We start from the raw sequence: 15,538 nt of genomic DNA, 5'->3' as shown, positions 1-15,538 counted from the left end.
TTCGCAGCCCAAGCCACCGTAAAGGCGCCCGTCCCCTTTGCGGTGGCTTGGGGTCGCGCTACTCTCCGAGCATCTCTTGGAGCTTGGCTGCCACGGCGTGGCCCAGGCTCTCGTGGCTTTCGGGCATCATGTGCAGATAATCGATATCGCCCGGCTCGGCAAAATCAGCGGCATTCAAAAAGTCGCAGCCAAACTGTTTAGCAGCATACGCATAGTATTCGGCAAAATGCTCCGAGGCCTCGACGGAGCGCTCGTCAAAGTCGGTCATGTACACATCGGCGATCTGCGGTTTAATCTCGATAGGCGCCATCAGCAGAATACGCGGGCAGGGCGCGGCTTCGGTCCAGGGAAACGCGCGGACGGTGCGAATCAGCGCCATGGCACCGTCAGCGATATCGGCAGCCCCCACGCTAAAGACCGTCTTGCAGTCGTTGGTGCCCAGCATAATCACGATCGCATCCAGCGGCTTATGAGCCTCGAGCAGCATCGGCAACGCGCGGATGCCGTTGAGATTAGTGTCCAGATGGCACATGTCGTCGCGTACCGTCGTGCGGCCGTTGAGGCCTTCCTCAATCACGTGCCAGCCCTCGCCCAGGTCGTGCTGGGCCACGCCGCACCAGCGTACATCGTGCGCATAGCGTACCGCGGTGCCGTCGCGCATGCCCGCCGGATCATAGCCGTAGGTATTGCTGTCGCCAAAGCACAGAACGTTTTTCATCGTAAGCCCTTCCTCTAGTAAAAAGAAAAAGTCGGCGGGAGCAGTCTCTCCCGCCGAATCGACCTATCTGTCAGCACATACCGATTACAGGTACTTGCGCCAATCGTCATCGTCTTCATCGTCCTCGGCGGCAGCCTGGGCCTGCTCGGCGGCGCGGGCAGCCGCGGCGCGGGCGGCAACCTGGGCATAGGACTCCTCGTTGCGCTCGGGGAACTTTGCCAGCACGTGCTCGAACTTGGCGAAGTCCTCGTCCCAGCGCGTAGAGGGCACAGCAAAGAAGACCTGCTTGACCTTGAAGTCGCCCGATGCGAGCTCCTTGCGGAAGAGCTCGGCCACGGCCTCGGCGTCAAAGCCGTTGTTGTCGCAGCCCCATGCGCCCAGCACGAGCTTCTCGCGACCCAGCTCGTCGCAGATGGCAAGCACAAAGCGGATGCGATCGCGCAGAGCGTCCAGCAAGGCATCGTCGCTCACGCGGTACTCCTGGCGAGCACGCTTGGCGTTGGGTGCAGCGGCGACGATTACGTCGGCATAGGCGTGCACATGGTTGCGGTCGAAACGCACCGCGGGCACCACCAGCGCACGGTTGCGGTACAGCTCACAGTTGATGTTGCGGCGACGGTTCTCACCGTACCACTTACGCTGCTTATCGAGGACGTTGTACAGATACGAATCGGCGCAGAGCGTGGCCTCCTGACCCAGATAGCCCTGGATGTAGCCGCCGCCCGGGTTGGTGAACGAGGCAAAGGCGAGCACGGCCATGTCGCAGAATTGCGCGTAGCCTCGGCCGTTATCCAGAATGGCCTGCGTGGCAGAGGCGTCGAGCACGGTGACCTCGGGCAGGACCGAAGCGGGCTCCTCGGCGGCAGGCGCGGACTCGGTCTCCGTGGCCTCCTCTGCGGGCGTAGGCTCGGCCGTAACCTCGGTCTCGGCGGACGCAACCTCAGCGGTCTCGGCCTCGGCGGCCTCAGACTCCTCGGCAACCTGTTCCTCGACAGCGTCGGCCGCTTGGGCCTTGGCCTTCATCGCCGCGACAAAACCGGCAGGCATACCATCGAACTCGCACACGCCGGCAAGCGAACGCTCGATGTCCTTGGCGCAGGCCTCGGACATAGCCGCCACATGGCACTCGGCGGCCTTGGCACGCGCCTCGCGCTTGGGATTGGGCTGACCCGTTCGGTTGGACCTGCGGTTACGGTTCCTGTTGTCGACGTCTGCCATAAGTGGTCACCTTTCCTGTCGCTGCCGCTATCGGCTTTTCCCATCCATGATACCCCGCCGCGTACAAAAAAGACGGCCCCGAAGGACCGCCTTTCGCATCGATTTACACGCACGGCAAGCACCGCCGCAATTCGCCACTAGTCGCGACGGCCAGGGATGTTCAGGATGCGCAGGAACACGTTGATAATGTCCACGAACAGATTGGACGCCATGAGCACGGCGTTGGGCAGCGTAGGCGGCACCGTCGTGGCAACATGGGTGTCGTAGCCAATAAAGCCGGCGAACACCACGATCACGATCAGATCGGTGATGGTCTGCGAGACGCCCATGAACATCAGCACGATCTCAACCAGAATAGTGGCGAGCAGAATGCCAAAACCGATGCCATATACGCGCTGGAAAAACTTGGGGAACGTCACGCCCAAGGCGCCAAAGACAAAGGTGATGGCGGCCGTGACGATAAAGGCAGTGTTGATGGTGGGCAGGTCGTAGTTGGCAAGGCCAAACGACGCGGTCAGGCCAAAGGTACTCGCAAAGATTACGTAGCCCACAAGGGACAGGCCTACGGACTGCTTGCTAGCGGCAGCCGACATCATGACCATGCCGACGATGGTCAAAATAAACGAGCCAAAGACCAGCGGCAAGGCGGCGCCGCTCATCATCATGCGCGCAAACGACATGGTGCTCGTAAAGTAGGCGCCGGCGCCCATGGCGCAAAAGCCCAAGAAGATGAGGGCAGACATGGCAAGATTGTACGCGCGCGGCGACATCTCCTTGGCGCGGCTTGCGCCGCCCTCGACGGGGCCGTTCTGATAGCCCTGGATATCGTTCATAGGTTCGTCCTTTCAAAAAGTGCCGTGAAAGACGGCGCAGCAGATGACAAGATTCCTGTCATTGTACCCGAATGCCGTACGTCCTTACCTACGGCGCTCGCCCTCGAGCGTGCGATCAAAGGCCCAGACCCACCAACGCATCACGTGTGCCTGCGAGCCGTCCGCCCGCTCGCGCGTCTGGTCCTCCAGATACAACTCGGTCGCGTGCCCGCCAAAACGCACCTTATAGGTTGCCGTACGAATGCCGTGGACCGTCAGGCCAAACCCGGTGGTCGAGATAATTTCGTCAATCGTAAAGCAACGACCGTCGACCCAGCAGACGGTGACCGGCACGACTTGTCCGCCCGCGAGGATGCGAGCCACGACGTCCACATACTGCTTGTGTACGCGCCGAGTTTTGCCGTCTGTCTGTCGATATTCCATGCCTCCTATTATCGAACGCATGTTTGCATATTGTAAAGCGAACAGACTGTGGTTTTGGAGTGTCGTAGTAATCGCACGTGTCCGCATGGCGTGTTAGCAAAAAGAACACCCGCGGTCAACAGGGCTAATATTCAATTTTAGTGCCAAAAAGTTCACTTCTCCCATCAGAACTCGGTAAAGAGACCCGCAGGAGGTGATACGATTTATCATGTTTTTGTAACGTGTCTGCAAACTTCGAGAAAGCCCATATATGGACGTAACGTTCTCAACCTTCCTCGGCCAAATTGTGTCGAACCCAGTCCTTGCCGTCACCGTGATCCTCGCGTTGGGCGCCATCTTCGTCAATGGATGGACCGACGCGCCCAACGCCATCGCGACCTGCGTCACTACGCGTTGCATGCCCGCCCGCGCCGCCATTCTCATGAGCGCCGCATTCAACTTCCTCGGCGTGCTCATCATGACGCACTTTAACGCGAGCGTCGCCAACACCATCTCACATATCGTCGACTTTGGCGGAAACAGCACCATGGCGCTCGCCTGCCTATGCGCGGCGCTGTTCTCCATCGTCGTCTACGGCGCCACAGCGTCGCGTTTTGGCATCCCCACCTCGCAAAGCCACAGCCTTATCGCCGGCCTGACCGGTGCCGCCATCGCCCTCGGCGGTGCGAGCAGCGTCAACGTCCACGAGTGGATGAAGGTCATCTACGGCCTGGCACTCTCCATCGGCCTGGGCTTTGTCATGGGCTGGGTCCTGTGCAAGCTCGTCTCGATTCTTTTCGCCGCCGCCAACAGGCGACGTGCCAATGTCTTCTTTAAATACGCTCAGATCGCGAGCGCTGCGGCCATGAGCTTTATGCACGGCGCGCAGGATGGACAGAAGTTCATCGGCGTGCTCTTTTTAGGCGTGGCCTTTGCCAGCGGCCAGACGAGCGTCGGCGATGCAGGCATCCCCATCTGGATTATGCTGCTGTGCTCGGCCACCATGGGTATCGGCACCAGCGTGGGCGGCGAGCGCATCATCAAGTCCGTCGGCCAGAGCATGGTTAAGCTCGAGAAGTATCAGGGCTTCTCCGCCGACCTCGCGGGCGCCGCGAACCTGCTACTTGCCACCCTTACCGGCATCCCCGTGTCCTCCACGCACATCAAAACCTGCGCCATTATGGGTGTCGGTGCCGTCAAGCGCCTTTCGGCCATCAACTTTGGCGTCGTCAAGGACATGATGTTCACCTGGTTCTTCACCTTCCCTGCCTGCGGACTCATCAGCTTTGTCATGGCCAAGCTGTTCATGATGTTCCTCTAATCAAACCGAGCGTCCATCCGGACCGCAACACTTCGCCCACCCGTCTTCGCCTCGAAAGGACCCACCCATGGCAAAGAAACCCGATTCGTTCTACTTTGACAACTACGTCGCTTGCGCCGACCTCGCCGTCCAGGCCGCAGAGCTGCTCACCAAGATTTTTGAGAACTTTGACCCCGCGCAGATCCACGACATGCTCGATAAGATGCATGCGATTGAGCATGCGGCAGACAAGAAGCACCATGAGCTCGAAGACGCCCTGCTCACCGCCTTTATCACCCCGCTTGAGCGCGAGGATCTGGACCTGATGAGCTGCTCGCTCGACACCGTGCTCGACCGCATCGAAGGCGTCGTGCAGCGCGTCTACTTCACCAACATCCAGAGCATCCACCCCGATGCCATCGTCATCGCCCACAAGGTGACCGACGCTTGCCGCGCCATGAAGGACCTGATGGTCGAGCTGCCTAACTACCGCAAGTCCAAAACGCTGCGCGAGCTGGTCATCCAGATCAACACCATCGAGTCCGAGGCCGACGAGCTCTACATCAACGCCATGCGCAACCTGCACGTCAACGGCAAGGATCCGCTCGAGGTCATCGCTTGGCGTGACGTGTACGCCTTCCTGGAGTACTGCGCCGACTGCTGCGAGAATGTGGCCGATGTCGTGGATTCGATTGTCATGAAGAACAGTTAATTGGGGGTACGTATCCCACCGGTCGCGGGCCCGACCACTAATACCTTTTTCACTCCGGCTGCAAGCAGAGTCGTTCAAAAGGTATTAGTGGTCGGGCCCGCTCCCTTACGTACCACCATTGGGAACTTTGGCTGATACTTTGAAAGCGATGGGGCTTTTGTTGGCGGGGCCTTTGGACCCGATTGGGAACTTTGGGACCGCCTTAAACGTTTGGGTGGATGGGGCTTTGGGTACCCTTTGTTTTACTTTGGATTGATTCGTTGAATTTGGAGGTCTTTGTTGTGAGTTATTTGGATCTGGCTCGTGGTCGGTATTCTTGTCGTTCGTTTGAGGACCGTTCTGTTGAGCAAGCTGTTGTGGATGCCATTGTTGAGGCTGGGCGTATTGCTCCTTCTGCTTGTAATAACCATCCAACCCGTGTGATGGTGTTGGATACGCCTGAGCTTCTGGAGAAGGCTGCTGCTTGTCAGCCTCGGTTTGCTCGTGATGGGTCTATCTTTGGGGCCCCGCTTGTCTTCCTTATTTGCAGCGTTACCGATGATGCTTGGGTGCGCCCGTATGATCAGATGAATTCCAGCGAAATCGATACGTCCATCGTGTGTGATCAGATGATGATGGAGGCCACCGAGCAGGGCCTGGGAACGTGCTGGGTGTGCCATTTCAAGCCTGAGGTGGCACAGGAGCAGTTCAATCTGTCCAAGGGCGTCTATCCCTATCACATGCTCGTCTGTGGCTATCCTGCCGACCACATCGCCGATCCCGAGCATCGCGAGGCACGCACCATTCCCCTCCCCGACTTCCTCCTCAAGTAGATTTTTGGGACATGCCTTAAAACCTACCCTTGACCGCTCACCCGTTCGCCGAGTTCTGCGCCACTATGTGCAGGGCTCGGTTTTTATGTTACGCACCCCGGCACAGTCATAAAAAAGGACCCGCAAGCTGCGGGTCCTTTCTAGGCACTAAATTGTAGGCCGACTGTTAGTCCAGGTCGTCGGCAGCAAAGTTGTCGATCGGGGCAAAGGGATCGGCCACGGGGACAACCGGGTCAGCGACGGGCAGCGGCTCGGCGGGAACAGTCACCGCAGGAGAAGCGGCAGAACCGACCGGCGTGGAGGCCATCAGATCGGCCGGGAAGGAGTTCTGGGCATCGTCCATGAAGTGCTGGATGAGCTTGAGATACTCTGCCTTGAACTCCTCACGGGAAGCCTTGAGACGATCGATCTCCTCGAGCTCGGCCTGCTTCTCGGTCAGAGCCTGGCGGATAACCTCGCGGGCCTTGGCGTCAGCCTCATTGCGGATACGCTCAGCGTTCTCGTTGGCATCGTTAACGATGGTCTCAGCGGTCTGCTGGGCAGCGATCAGGGCAGCGGAAATCTGGCGCTCCTGAGCGGAGAAGTCAGGGGCGGGAGCAGCCACGGGGGCGGCAGGAGCGGCCTGGGCGGTGGCATCCTGAGCCTGGGCAAGCTGAGCCTGCGCATCGGCAAGCTGCTGCTCGGTAGCAGTCAGACGACCCTTAAGGTCGACGATCTTAGCGAGCATAGCGTCAACCTCGGAGGACAGCGTCTCCAAGAAGACGTCGACCTCAGCAGGATCGTAGCCACGCTTGGCCTCAGAGAAAGTCTGAGCCTGGATGTCTGCAGGGGTAATAGCCATAACAAGTCTCCTTTTTCATCGCCTCGGCGCTACACGCCCGACGTAAGTTACTAAGTCAGTTCTACACGAGTATACCTATAAGAAGCTGCAGAACCAGCCTCTGCACCAACTGCAACGCAATAATCGCAACGACCGGCGAAAAATCGATACCGCCCATCGGCGGGATGAAACGACGGAACAGGTTAAGCCACGGACCGCACACGCTATCAAGTACCGCGGCAATATCCTGAAGCAAACCACCCTGCTTCATGGGAATCCACGTCATAAAGCAGTAGACGACAATGAGCGTGGAATAGAAGTTGAACAGCGTGTTGACCAGCTGGACGATAGTGTAGATGTTGATGGGAATCTCCTCGTCTTGTCTTTACTTGAGGTAGCCGTCGGCACGAAGCTTCTTGAGATCGGAATCTTTGACCTCGCAACCGGCGGGCAGCACCATGAACACGCGGTCGCCCACCTCCTTGACCGTGGCACCCAGACCGCAGGCAAAGCCGTAAGAGAAGTCCAAGACGCGCTTGGCAACTTCGGTGCGTACGCCCACAAAAATCAGTGCGACAGGCTGCTTGGTGCGAACGCGGCGCACCACGGTCTCCACGTCATCATAGCTCTCGGGGCGCAGGACATAGGCCGGCAGCTGCGGCGTGGCGTTGATGATATTGCTCGCATAAGCCGAGGCATCGCTCGGTGCAGGCGCGGGCGCAGCGGCGGCACGGGCGCGGGTGTTCTCGGCGTAGCTCGACGGCGTGTCATAAGCACCAGGACGATAACCGCTCGCAACACTGTCCTGCGAGCGCGAAGGCGGGTTATACGTCGTGGCATGGCGAGAGTCATCGCCGACCAGCTGTCCGGAGCGTGTATACACGGCAACCGACTCAGCTTCACCACGGCGCGTCTGACCAAGCAGGCCGTTGCTCGGCTCGTCTTGGGTGTAGAAGCCCTCGCCCGAAGCACCGCTGTAGCCGTTGCCCTGATAGCCATCGTCATAGCCATCGTCATAGCCATCATCGTAGCCGTAGTCGTCGTCCTGGCCATAACCCTGGTCGTAACCCTGCTGGCCGCCCAGGTGCATCTTATTTTTAATCTCGTCAAGGAAGCCCATGGTTGTGTCCTCTCGCGGTTTAGTGCAGGCGCCCCGATAATCAGTGCGCACTTCAGAGCCTTATTTTACTGCAAACTCCGGGCTAAATACTACCCTGCCCAGGCGAACGAGCGTAGAGCCCTCCTCAAGGGCAGGCTCAAAGTCCTCGCTCATACCGCAGGAAAGCTCAGGCAGGTTCAAATCGGGATGCGCCGCCTCCAGCTCATCCCTCAGCTCACGAAGCCCCGCAAAGGTGCGGCGTGCCACATCCTTATTCCCCCGGGGCGCCATAGTCATAAGCCCCTGTACGCAAATTCCCTCAAGTTCCGCAAGCTCACCCGCGGCGGCGCGAATCTCATCGGGCGAAAAGCCTCCCTTCGACTCCTCACCACTCACATTGACCTCAATGAGCACACGCTGGGGGCCGGCGAGCTCGCCTGCCTCAATCTTGCGGACAGCACGGCTCGAGATCGCCTGCGCCAGATGCAGCGAACCCACCGAGTGAATCAGCTCGGCTGAGCCCAGCACCGCATTGATCTTATTGGTCTGCAGGTTGCCGATCATATCGAAGCGCACCTCGGGCAGCTCCGGATGCTCCGCCAGACCCGTGAGCTTGCGAACCAGCTCCTGCGGGCGATTCTCGGCAAAATGGCGATACCCCGCCTGGATGGCGGCAACGGTCTCATCGACACCAACGGTCTTGGACACGGCAATGAGGCGCGCGGCGTCGTGGGGACGGCCTGCGCGATCGAGCGCCGCATAAAAACGTTCCAGAATCTGCTCGCGGCGAGCGCGCATCAAGTCCAAATAGTTATCCATTGCTAATCGCCTCCGCTGACAGCCAAACAAGTAGTCCCATGCTAACGCAAGAGCGCGGCCCCGCATGTGCAAGGCCGCGCTCACTTAGGTATTTACAATCTTTCGACGAACGAGGTTACTTACTCCTCGTCGTCCTCGCCATCGTCCTCGTCCTCAAGATGATCGAGCAGGTAGCGAAGACCCTCGCTGACCTCGTTAACGGGCACCTTGGCAACGTAGCGCGCGTCGACGGCGGGCCTCATGATAACACCCTCGCCCGAAGGCACACGCATGCTCTCGAGCTCATCCTCATCAGTGCGGGCGATATCGCCGGCATTCATGCGCTGACCAGTCAACAGGAAGGTCAGACGGCAAGCGGCATCGATGGAAATCGAAGCGATGCGATCGAGGTAGCGCGAAACCATGATGGCGCGGCGCAGGTCGTCATAGTTGCTGTCATCGTCCATAAAGTCGCCCGTATCCATACGGTTAAAGGTGCGAAAGAACTTCTCGTACGCCGCATGCACCGGCTCGTCCTCGACGGCCAGGTTGCAGATGATGGACATGTCATTGGTGACGAGCGCAGAAAGCGAAGAGCCCAGCACCTGGTAGACGGCCTCAGCCTCGGCCTCGACCGTGCCGACAAGCTCCTTGGGCAGCGAGATGTCAGCCTTGATCATATGACGCGTGGCGCGGCAGATCTGACGGACCTTATCGGTCATGCGCTGCAGGTTAAAGTCGACGTAGATGATCGTCTGAAGCAGGCGGAAGTCGGAGGCGACCGGTGACTGCGTGGCGATCAGGTTGTAGCAGACGGCCTCCAGGTTGGCGCAGCGCGCGTCAATCGAAAGCGTGCGCTTCTTGGTCTTGGTGGCGAGCTTGCGGTCGTCGGTCACATAGGCCTTCACGGCATCGTGGAGGGCCAGATCGACGGCCTCGTAGATGCTCAGCATCTCGTGGCGGGCCTCGATGAGCTGACGGGAAAACAGTTTGCGCATGGTTCACTCCAATCAGTTGGGTGCGGTCATGCCGCCCGCACAGTGAATACGCACCGGTCCAGGTCCGATCGGCTTGGGACTAGTCGCACCGATCAGCCAAAGCGGCCGGTGATATAGTCTTCCGTCCGCGAGTCCACCGGGCTGGTGAAGATCGCGTCGGTTTGACCATACTCGATGAGTGTGGCGGGCTCGCCGGCAACTTCCTGCAAGAAGAATGCGGTGTAGTCGCTGATGCGAGCTGCTTGCTGCATTGAATGCGTGACGATGATGATCGTCATCTCGGGCGCCAGCTCGGCCATCAAATCCTCGACCTTAGAGACGGACGTGGGGTCGATGGCGGAGCAGGGCTCGTCCATCAGAAGGACATCGGGTTGCACCGCAAGCACGCGCGCGATGCACAGACGCTGCTGCTGACCGCCCGAGAGCGCCAAACCATCCTTGTTGAGCTGATTGGATACCTCTTTCCAGAGGTTGGCGCGCTTGAGCGATTCTTCCACGATGTCATCGAGGTCGCTTTTGCTAGTCACGCCCTGCAGACGAGGGCCAAAGGCGACATTCTCGTAGATGGATTTGGGAAACGGGTTGGGCTGCTGAAAGATCATGCCCACGCGACGACGGAGATCGACCGGGTCGACACCCTCGGCATAGATATCGTTGCCGTCGAGCGTCATGGTGCCCTCGATGCGCGTGCCCTCGATCAGGTCGTTCATGCGGTTGATGCAGCGCAAAAACGTCGATTTGCCGCAGCCCGAAGGGCCAATGAAGGAGGTGATGGCGTTTTTGGCGATGTTGAGGTCAAGCCCCGTCAGCGCATGAAAGTCACCGTACCAAAAGTTGAAATCCTTGGCCGTAATGGCCGCTTGCTCCAACGTGGGAGCGGACTGATAAACGGACATGGGACTCCTTAACTAGCGACGCTTGCGCGACAGGAAGCGCGCAAACAGGTTGAAGGCCAAAATGATCACCATCAGCAAGAGCGCGGTGCCGTAGGCTGCGTTCATGTTGATGCCGTCGTTGGCAAGCAGGTACAGATGAACCGTCATGGGGCGGCCGGAATCGAGCGGCGAGATAGGTAGATTGATGGCCTGGCCCATGGTGTAGAGCACCACCGCGGTCTCGCCAATGGCACGGCCGATGGCGAGGACGATGCCCGTGGCAATACGGCCAAAGGCGGAAGGAAGCACGATCTTGGAAACGACCTGCCACTTAGTGGCGCCCAAGCCATATGCGCCCCAACGGATATAGCGCGGCACGGCGCGAATAGCCTCCTCGGTGGTGCGCATGACGATAGGCAGCATCAGAAGCGCCAGCGCCAGGGCAGCCGAGACCATCGAAAGGCCCAGGCCCATGGCCTCGACAAACAAGGCGTAGCCAAAGAGACCCATAACGATGGAGGGCACCGAGGCCAAAGCATCGGCAGCATAACGGATGAGCTCGACGACCTTGCCCTGTTTGGCGTACTCGGCCAGATAGACGGCCGCTAGCACGGCGACCGGCGTACAGATGAGCATGGCGAGCGCCGTCACGTAGATGGTCGAGACAATCGTAGGCCAAATGCCGCCCTCGGCGTTGACACCCTGGGGCCAACCGAAGATAAAGTCGAGCGAAATATGCGGTAAGCCATTAACAACCACGTAGGCGATGATAGCGACCAGCACAAGCGTGGTGATGTAGGCCGCGGCGCGGAACACGCCGAGCATGATCTTGTTTGACAGGTCCTTGTTGATACGGCCCTTCTTACCGTGGGAAAGGGCACGCTTGATGCGCTCGCGCGACGAGGTCGTATCGACCGTCGTGTCAACGGAATCGGACATAGCCTACCCCCTCTTCTTCTTGGAAATCAGACGGACGATGCCCACCAGCATGGCGGAGATGATAAACAGGACCACGCCCATGCCGAACAGAGCCGAGCGGTGCAGGCCCGAGGAATAGCTCATGTCGAGCGCGATCTGGCTCGTGAGCGTCGAGATGGGGCTCGCAATGCTGTCGGGAATAACCGGAGCGTTACCCACGACCATGAGCACGGCCATGGTCTCACCGATGGCACGGCCCATACCCAGCACGATGGCATCAACGATACCCAGCTTCGCGGCAGGTAGCACGACCTTATAGATGGTCTGCCACTTAGTAGCACCCATGGCATACGATGCCTCGCGAATGCCCATGGGAATGGAATTGAGGGCATCGATGGTAAGCGTCGTGATGGTAGGGACGATCATGATGGCGAGCACGAACCACGCTGTCAGCGCACCAAAACCAAGACCACCGGTCAGTTGTGCGATAAACGGGCGGATGATGATCATGCCAAAGAAACCATAGATGATAGAAGGGATGCCGGCCAACAGGTCAACGGCAGGGCTGATGAGCTTGCGCACGCGCTTGCTGGCGATCTCGACCAGGTACACGGCCGTACCTACGCCCAGCGGCACGCCCATGGCGAGCGCACCGACGGTCACCAGACCTGAGCCGGCAAGCAGCGACATGATGCCGTAGTGGCCCTCAGAGGGCGCCCACGTAAAGCTAAAGAATTCCGCCAGACCGATGTCGGTAAAGACGGGCAGCGCCGAGTACGTGGTAAAGACAAAAATCAGGATGACGGTAACGACCGCCAAGAACGCGCAGGCAAAGAAGATCCACTGCAGCGCCTTCTCCTTGATATAGGTACTGCGCGATACGAGCGCCAGCTCGCGCTTCTTGGGCGTCTGAACATTCTGCTCAGTCTGGGAGTTTTCCTGTGCTTCCATGCTACTCACTCCCCTTCTCGTCGTTGGTGACGGGGATAAAGCCCGCCTCACGAATCTGCTTGTCCATCTTTTCGGACGTCACGTAGTCGATGTAATCCTGCGCCTGCAGCGAAGGCGCACCCTTCACAAAGAAGTAAAGGTCGCGTGAGATGGGATAGCCGCCGCTCGCGACCGTCTTCTCGGACGCCTCAACATGATTGACCGAGACGGCCTTGACCGAGGTCTTGGCGTTGAGGCTATCGACGAAGCCCAGCGAAATGTAGCCAATGGCACCGCGCGAACGAGATACCACGTCGCGCACCTGGCCCGTGCCCGAAAGAACGGCCGAGCGGCGATCGAACGGGGTGCCGTCCATCACGATGGTGCGAAAGGCCTCACGCGTGCCGGACGCCTCATCTCGGTTGATGACCTGAATCCTCAGGTCCTCGCCACCGACTTCTTTCCAGTTGGTGATCTTGCCGGCGTAAATATCGCGGAGCTGCTCGGTCGAGAGGTTATCGACCGGGTTATCGTCGTTCACGATGACCGCGATACCGTCGTGGGCAATGACGATGGGAGTCAGGCCCAGATCCTGTTCGTCGGCATTGAGTCCACGGGAGGAGCTGGCGATATCGGCCGTGCCGGCGCTGACGGCCTCGATGCCAGCGGAAGAACCCAAACCGGAAACGAGCACGTCGATGCCGGTCTCCTCCTTAAAACCCTCGGCCGCAATCTCGGCGATAGGAAGGCAGGTCGTGGAGCCGGCGACGGTAATGGAAGAGGTAGAAGATCCCGAAGAACAGGCGCACAGCGTAAGCGTAAGCACAGCGGCGCTCAGGACCGATACGATCTTTCTCATAGCATCACGCCGATCGCAGCATGGCGCCCACAGGTGCCGTTCTCGTTACGGTAGGAATAAAAGCGGTCGTTCTGACGCACGGTCGAAAGCTGGGTATCCACGATATTATCCGCGTCGACACCGACATCTACCAGCGCCTCGCAAATGGCAGCGGAAAGATTGAGCATGCGAGAGGTGCTCGCATCGATGCACGAGAACTCGGCGGCAAAGCGATCCATGAGTTCCTGGGATACCTCATATTCGTCACCCAAGATATGGGGGCCGATATAGGCCGAGATGTCATTTGCATCGCAGCCGGCAGCATCGCAAAGCGCCTGGCACGCCTTGGCGGAAATACGTGCAATCGTGCCCTTCCAGCCGGAGTGCACCACGGCAAATCCGCCAGGGGCCACCAGCACCACGGGAACGCAGTCGGCAAAGCAGAGTAGCACGGGTACGTTATGCGCCGTGCAGACGATGGCATCGCAGCCCTCGGCAATCTGCTCGCGAACGTCCTCAAGGTCATCGGCGCCGTTCGAGGTCACCGCAACGATATGGTCACCATGGACCTGATTGGGAACGAGCAGGTTGTGCTCGCACTCGGCGGCACCCATAGCCTCGAGCGCGCGACGACGATTTTCTTGAACAGCAAAGGGGTCATCGCCAACATGCGAGCCCAAGTTGAGTGAGGAGTACGCATCTTCGGAAACACCACCGGCGCGTTCGGTGAAGGCAAAGCGAACATCGGATGTCGCGCCCTCCACCAACGTAACTCCATCATGGTCGACACGCGAAACGTTGTCCGCACGTGCTGCCATACTAAAGCCTCCTAATAACACCAGTATTGCGGCGACGCCGCAGCAGTCCGTGCCATACGGCTGCACACTTCATCAAAAAGGATACCCGCAGCGGTAAGGAGTAAACGTAAAGGGAACGTAAGGAGATTGGAGGCTTTCGTTTACAAAGGCGAAACACAACAAAAAAAGGGGCGCGCCCAATCGGACGCACCCCCTTGCAAGTCGTTGAGAAAAACGAACTAGAAGCTGCCGCGCTTCAGGAAGTCGGGAAGCTCGAACTGATCGTTGCCGAAGTTAGGAAGCTCGGTGCCACCGACGTTGCGGGTCGGAGCGGCCTGAGCCGGACTGGTGGCCGGAGCGGTGCGCTGCGGCTCAGCGGAGGCAGCTGCCTTGCTCTGAGACTGCTGAGCAGCAAAGAGCTCGTCCTGACGGTTGACGTTGGAGTCGGAGAAGCCCGTAGCGATGACGGTGATACGCACCTGATCGCCCAGGGACTCGTCGACAACGGTACCGAAGATGATGTTGGCCTCGGGGTCGACGGCGTTGGCGACAACGTCGGCGGCGTCGCTGATCTCCTGGATGCCCAGGTCCTTGGAACCGGCGATGGAAAGCAGCACGCGCGTGGCACCATCGATGGAGCTCTCGAGCAGCGGGCTGGAGATGGCCTGCTGGGCAGCGTCGACGGCACGGGTATCCCCAGAAGAGGTACCGATACCCATCATGGCGGTACCGGCCTGCTTCATGATGGTCTTAACATCGGCGAAGTCCAGGTTGATGATACCGGGGACGGTGATGAGGTCGGTGATGCCCTGGGTGCCCTGGGAAAGGACGCCATCGGCAATCGCGAAGGCCTCGAGCATGGTGGTCTTTTTCTCGGCGATGTCGAGCAGCTTATCGTTAGGGATGACGATCATGGTGTCGACGCAATCGGAGAGGGTCTTAATGCCCTCCTCGGCGCTCTTCTTGCGCTTGCGGCCCTCGAAGGTGAAGGGCTTGGTCACGACGGCGACGGTCAGCGCACCGACCTCGTTCATCGCGATATCGGCAACGATGGGAGCAGCGCCGGTACCGGTGCCACCGCCCTCGCCGCAGGTGATGAACACCATGTCAGCGCCAGCGAGCGCCTCGGCAATGTCGTCGCGGGACTCATCGGCAGCCTTGCGGCCAACCTCGGGGTTGGCGCCGGCGCCCAGGCCGCGGGTAAGGTCGGTGCCGATGTGCACCTTGATATCGGCATCAGAGATCGCGAGTGCCTGAGCATCGGTGTTGATGGCAACAAACTCGACGCCGCGGATGCCCTCTTCGATCATTCGATTGACCGCGTTGGTACCGCCGCCGCCGACGCCGACCACCTTAATGACGGCAAGGTAGTTGTTGATCTCTGTCTCGTGCATGTCGGTCCTCCGAACAAAGGTTATAGCCATAGCATGGGTCGACCCCGCGCACATTAACCTTCAGGTTGAAAGTAAA

Annotated in this window: 18 protein-coding genes; 3 read left to right on the top strand and 15 right to left on the bottom strand. The window is 59.3% G+C overall.

Features of this window, described 5'->3' with window-relative positions; genetic code table 11:
* Window positions 1-58 precede the first annotated feature (58 nt).
* From AAAV44_RS02665 to AAAV44_RS02650, 4 genes are all read right to left on the bottom strand, one after another.
* Window positions 59-718, bottom strand: coding sequence for an SGNH/GDSL hydrolase family protein (locus AAAV44_RS02665; protein ID WP_349114426.1), 660 nt, complete (start codon window positions 716-718; stop codon window positions 59-61).
* 84 nt (window positions 719-802) lie between these two features.
* Window positions 803-1,936, bottom strand: a complete 1,134-nt coding sequence (locus AAAV44_RS02660) for a TIGR02452 family protein (protein ID WP_349114425.1) — start codon at window positions 1,934-1,936, stop codon at window positions 803-805.
* A 137-nt stretch (window positions 1,937-2,073) separates the two neighbouring features.
* Window positions 2,074-2,769 (bottom strand): Bax inhibitor-1 family protein, encoded by a 696-nt coding sequence (locus AAAV44_RS02655; RefSeq protein ID WP_349114423.1) that lies wholly within the window; start codon window positions 2,767-2,769, stop codon window positions 2,074-2,076.
* Window positions 2,770-2,853: 84 nt separating this feature from the next.
* A complete protein-coding gene (locus tag AAAV44_RS02650; RefSeq protein ID WP_147346257.1) occupies window positions 2,854-3,192 on the bottom strand; it encodes a hypothetical protein in 339 nt (112 codons plus the stop codon).
* A gap of 250 nt (window positions 3,193-3,442) precedes the next feature.
* On the opposite strand from AAAV44_RS02650, the gene AAAV44_RS02645 reads away from it, so the two are divergent.
* The 3 genes from AAAV44_RS02645 to AAAV44_RS02635 all read left to right on the top strand — a co-directional run bounded on the left by AAAV44_RS02645 (window position 3,443) and on the right by AAAV44_RS02635 (window position 5,995).
* Entirely contained in the window at window positions 3,443-4,492 is a 1,050-nt protein-coding gene (locus AAAV44_RS02645) for an inorganic phosphate transporter (protein WP_006234237.1), read from the top strand.
* Window positions 4,493-4,559: 67 nt separating this feature from the next.
* Window positions 4,560-5,183, top strand: a complete 624-nt coding sequence (locus AAAV44_RS02640; RefSeq protein ID WP_055309822.1) for a DUF47 family protein — start codon at window positions 4,560-4,562, stop codon at window positions 5,181-5,183.
* Window positions 5,184-5,464: 281 nt separating this feature from the next.
* A complete protein-coding gene (locus AAAV44_RS02635; RefSeq protein ID WP_349114420.1) occupies window positions 5,465-5,995 on the top strand; it encodes a nitroreductase family protein in 531 nt (176 codons plus the stop codon).
* A 166-nt stretch (window positions 5,996-6,161) separates the two neighbouring features.
* Here AAAV44_RS02635 and AAAV44_RS02630 read toward each other — a convergent pair whose 3' ends face one another.
* The 11 genes from AAAV44_RS02630 to ftsZ form a co-directional block, all read right to left on the bottom strand.
* On the bottom strand, window positions 6,162-6,836 hold the full coding sequence (locus AAAV44_RS02630) for a DivIVA domain-containing protein (RefSeq protein WP_346964908.1): 675 nt from the start codon (window positions 6,834-6,836) through the stop codon (window positions 6,162-6,164).
* Window positions 6,837-6,897: 61 nt separating this feature from the next.
* Complete coding sequence (locus AAAV44_RS02625; protein WP_227790178.1) at window positions 6,898-7,143, bottom strand: YggT family protein; 246 nt, start codon at window positions 7,141-7,143, stop codon at window positions 6,898-6,900.
* 57 nt (window positions 7,144-7,200) lie between these two features.
* Window positions 7,201-7,935, bottom strand: a complete 735-nt coding sequence (locus AAAV44_RS02620; protein ID WP_349114419.1) for a cell division protein SepF — start codon at window positions 7,933-7,935, stop codon at window positions 7,201-7,203.
* 60 nt (window positions 7,936-7,995) lie between these two features.
* Window positions 7,996-8,733 carry a YggS family pyridoxal phosphate-dependent enzyme gene (locus tag AAAV44_RS02615; RefSeq protein WP_089571590.1) on the bottom strand — a complete coding sequence of 246 codons (738 nt, stop codon included), beginning with the start codon at window positions 8,731-8,733 and terminating at the stop codon, window positions 7,996-7,998.
* 119 nt (window positions 8,734-8,852) lie between these two features.
* Entirely contained in the window at window positions 8,853-9,710 is an 858-nt protein-coding gene (locus AAAV44_RS02610; protein ID WP_349114417.1) for a PhoU domain-containing protein, read from the bottom strand.
* A gap of 92 nt (window positions 9,711-9,802) precedes the next feature.
* Window positions 9,803-10,606 carry a phosphate ABC transporter ATP-binding protein PstB gene (gene pstB / locus AAAV44_RS02605; protein ID WP_055309817.1) on the bottom strand — a complete coding sequence of 268 codons (804 nt, stop codon included), beginning with the start codon at window positions 10,604-10,606 and terminating at the stop codon, window positions 9,803-9,805.
* Window positions 10,607-10,618: 12 nt separating this feature from the next.
* On the bottom strand, window positions 10,619-11,524 hold the full coding sequence (gene pstA / locus AAAV44_RS02600; RefSeq protein ID WP_316364742.1) for a phosphate ABC transporter permease PstA: 906 nt from the start codon (window positions 11,522-11,524) through the stop codon (window positions 10,619-10,621).
* A gap of 3 nt (window positions 11,525-11,527) precedes the next feature.
* Window positions 11,528-12,454 carry a phosphate ABC transporter permease subunit PstC gene (gene pstC, locus AAAV44_RS02595; RefSeq protein ID WP_349114416.1) on the bottom strand — a complete coding sequence of 309 codons (927 nt, stop codon included), beginning with the start codon at window positions 12,452-12,454 and terminating at the stop codon, window positions 11,528-11,530.
* A 1-nt stretch (window position 12,455) separates the two neighbouring features.
* Window positions 12,456-13,292 (bottom strand): phosphate ABC transporter substrate-binding protein, encoded by an 837-nt coding sequence (locus tag AAAV44_RS02590; protein ID WP_349114415.1) that lies wholly within the window; start codon window positions 13,290-13,292, stop codon window positions 12,456-12,458.
* Window positions 13,289-14,089: a polyphenol oxidase family protein gene (locus tag AAAV44_RS02585; RefSeq protein WP_349114413.1), complete on the bottom strand. Its 801-nt coding sequence runs from the start codon at window positions 14,087-14,089 to the stop codon at window positions 13,289-13,291. Before AAAV44_RS02585 ends, AAAV44_RS02590 begins: the two co-directional genes overlap by 4 nt.
* Before the next feature lie 218 nt (window positions 14,090-14,307).
* On the bottom strand, window positions 14,308-15,462 hold the full coding sequence (gene ftsZ, locus AAAV44_RS02580; protein ID WP_022094491.1) for a cell division protein FtsZ: 1,155 nt from the start codon (window positions 15,460-15,462) through the stop codon (window positions 14,308-14,310).
* Window positions 15,463-15,538 lie beyond the last annotated feature (76 nt).

Origin of the sequence: Collinsella sp. CLA-AP-H1 (assembly GCF_040092945.1) — a bacterium.
Taxonomy (GTDB): Bacteria; Actinomycetota; Coriobacteriia; order Coriobacteriales; family Coriobacteriaceae; genus Collinsella.
This window is presented reverse-complemented; position numbering and strand designations above follow the sequence as displayed.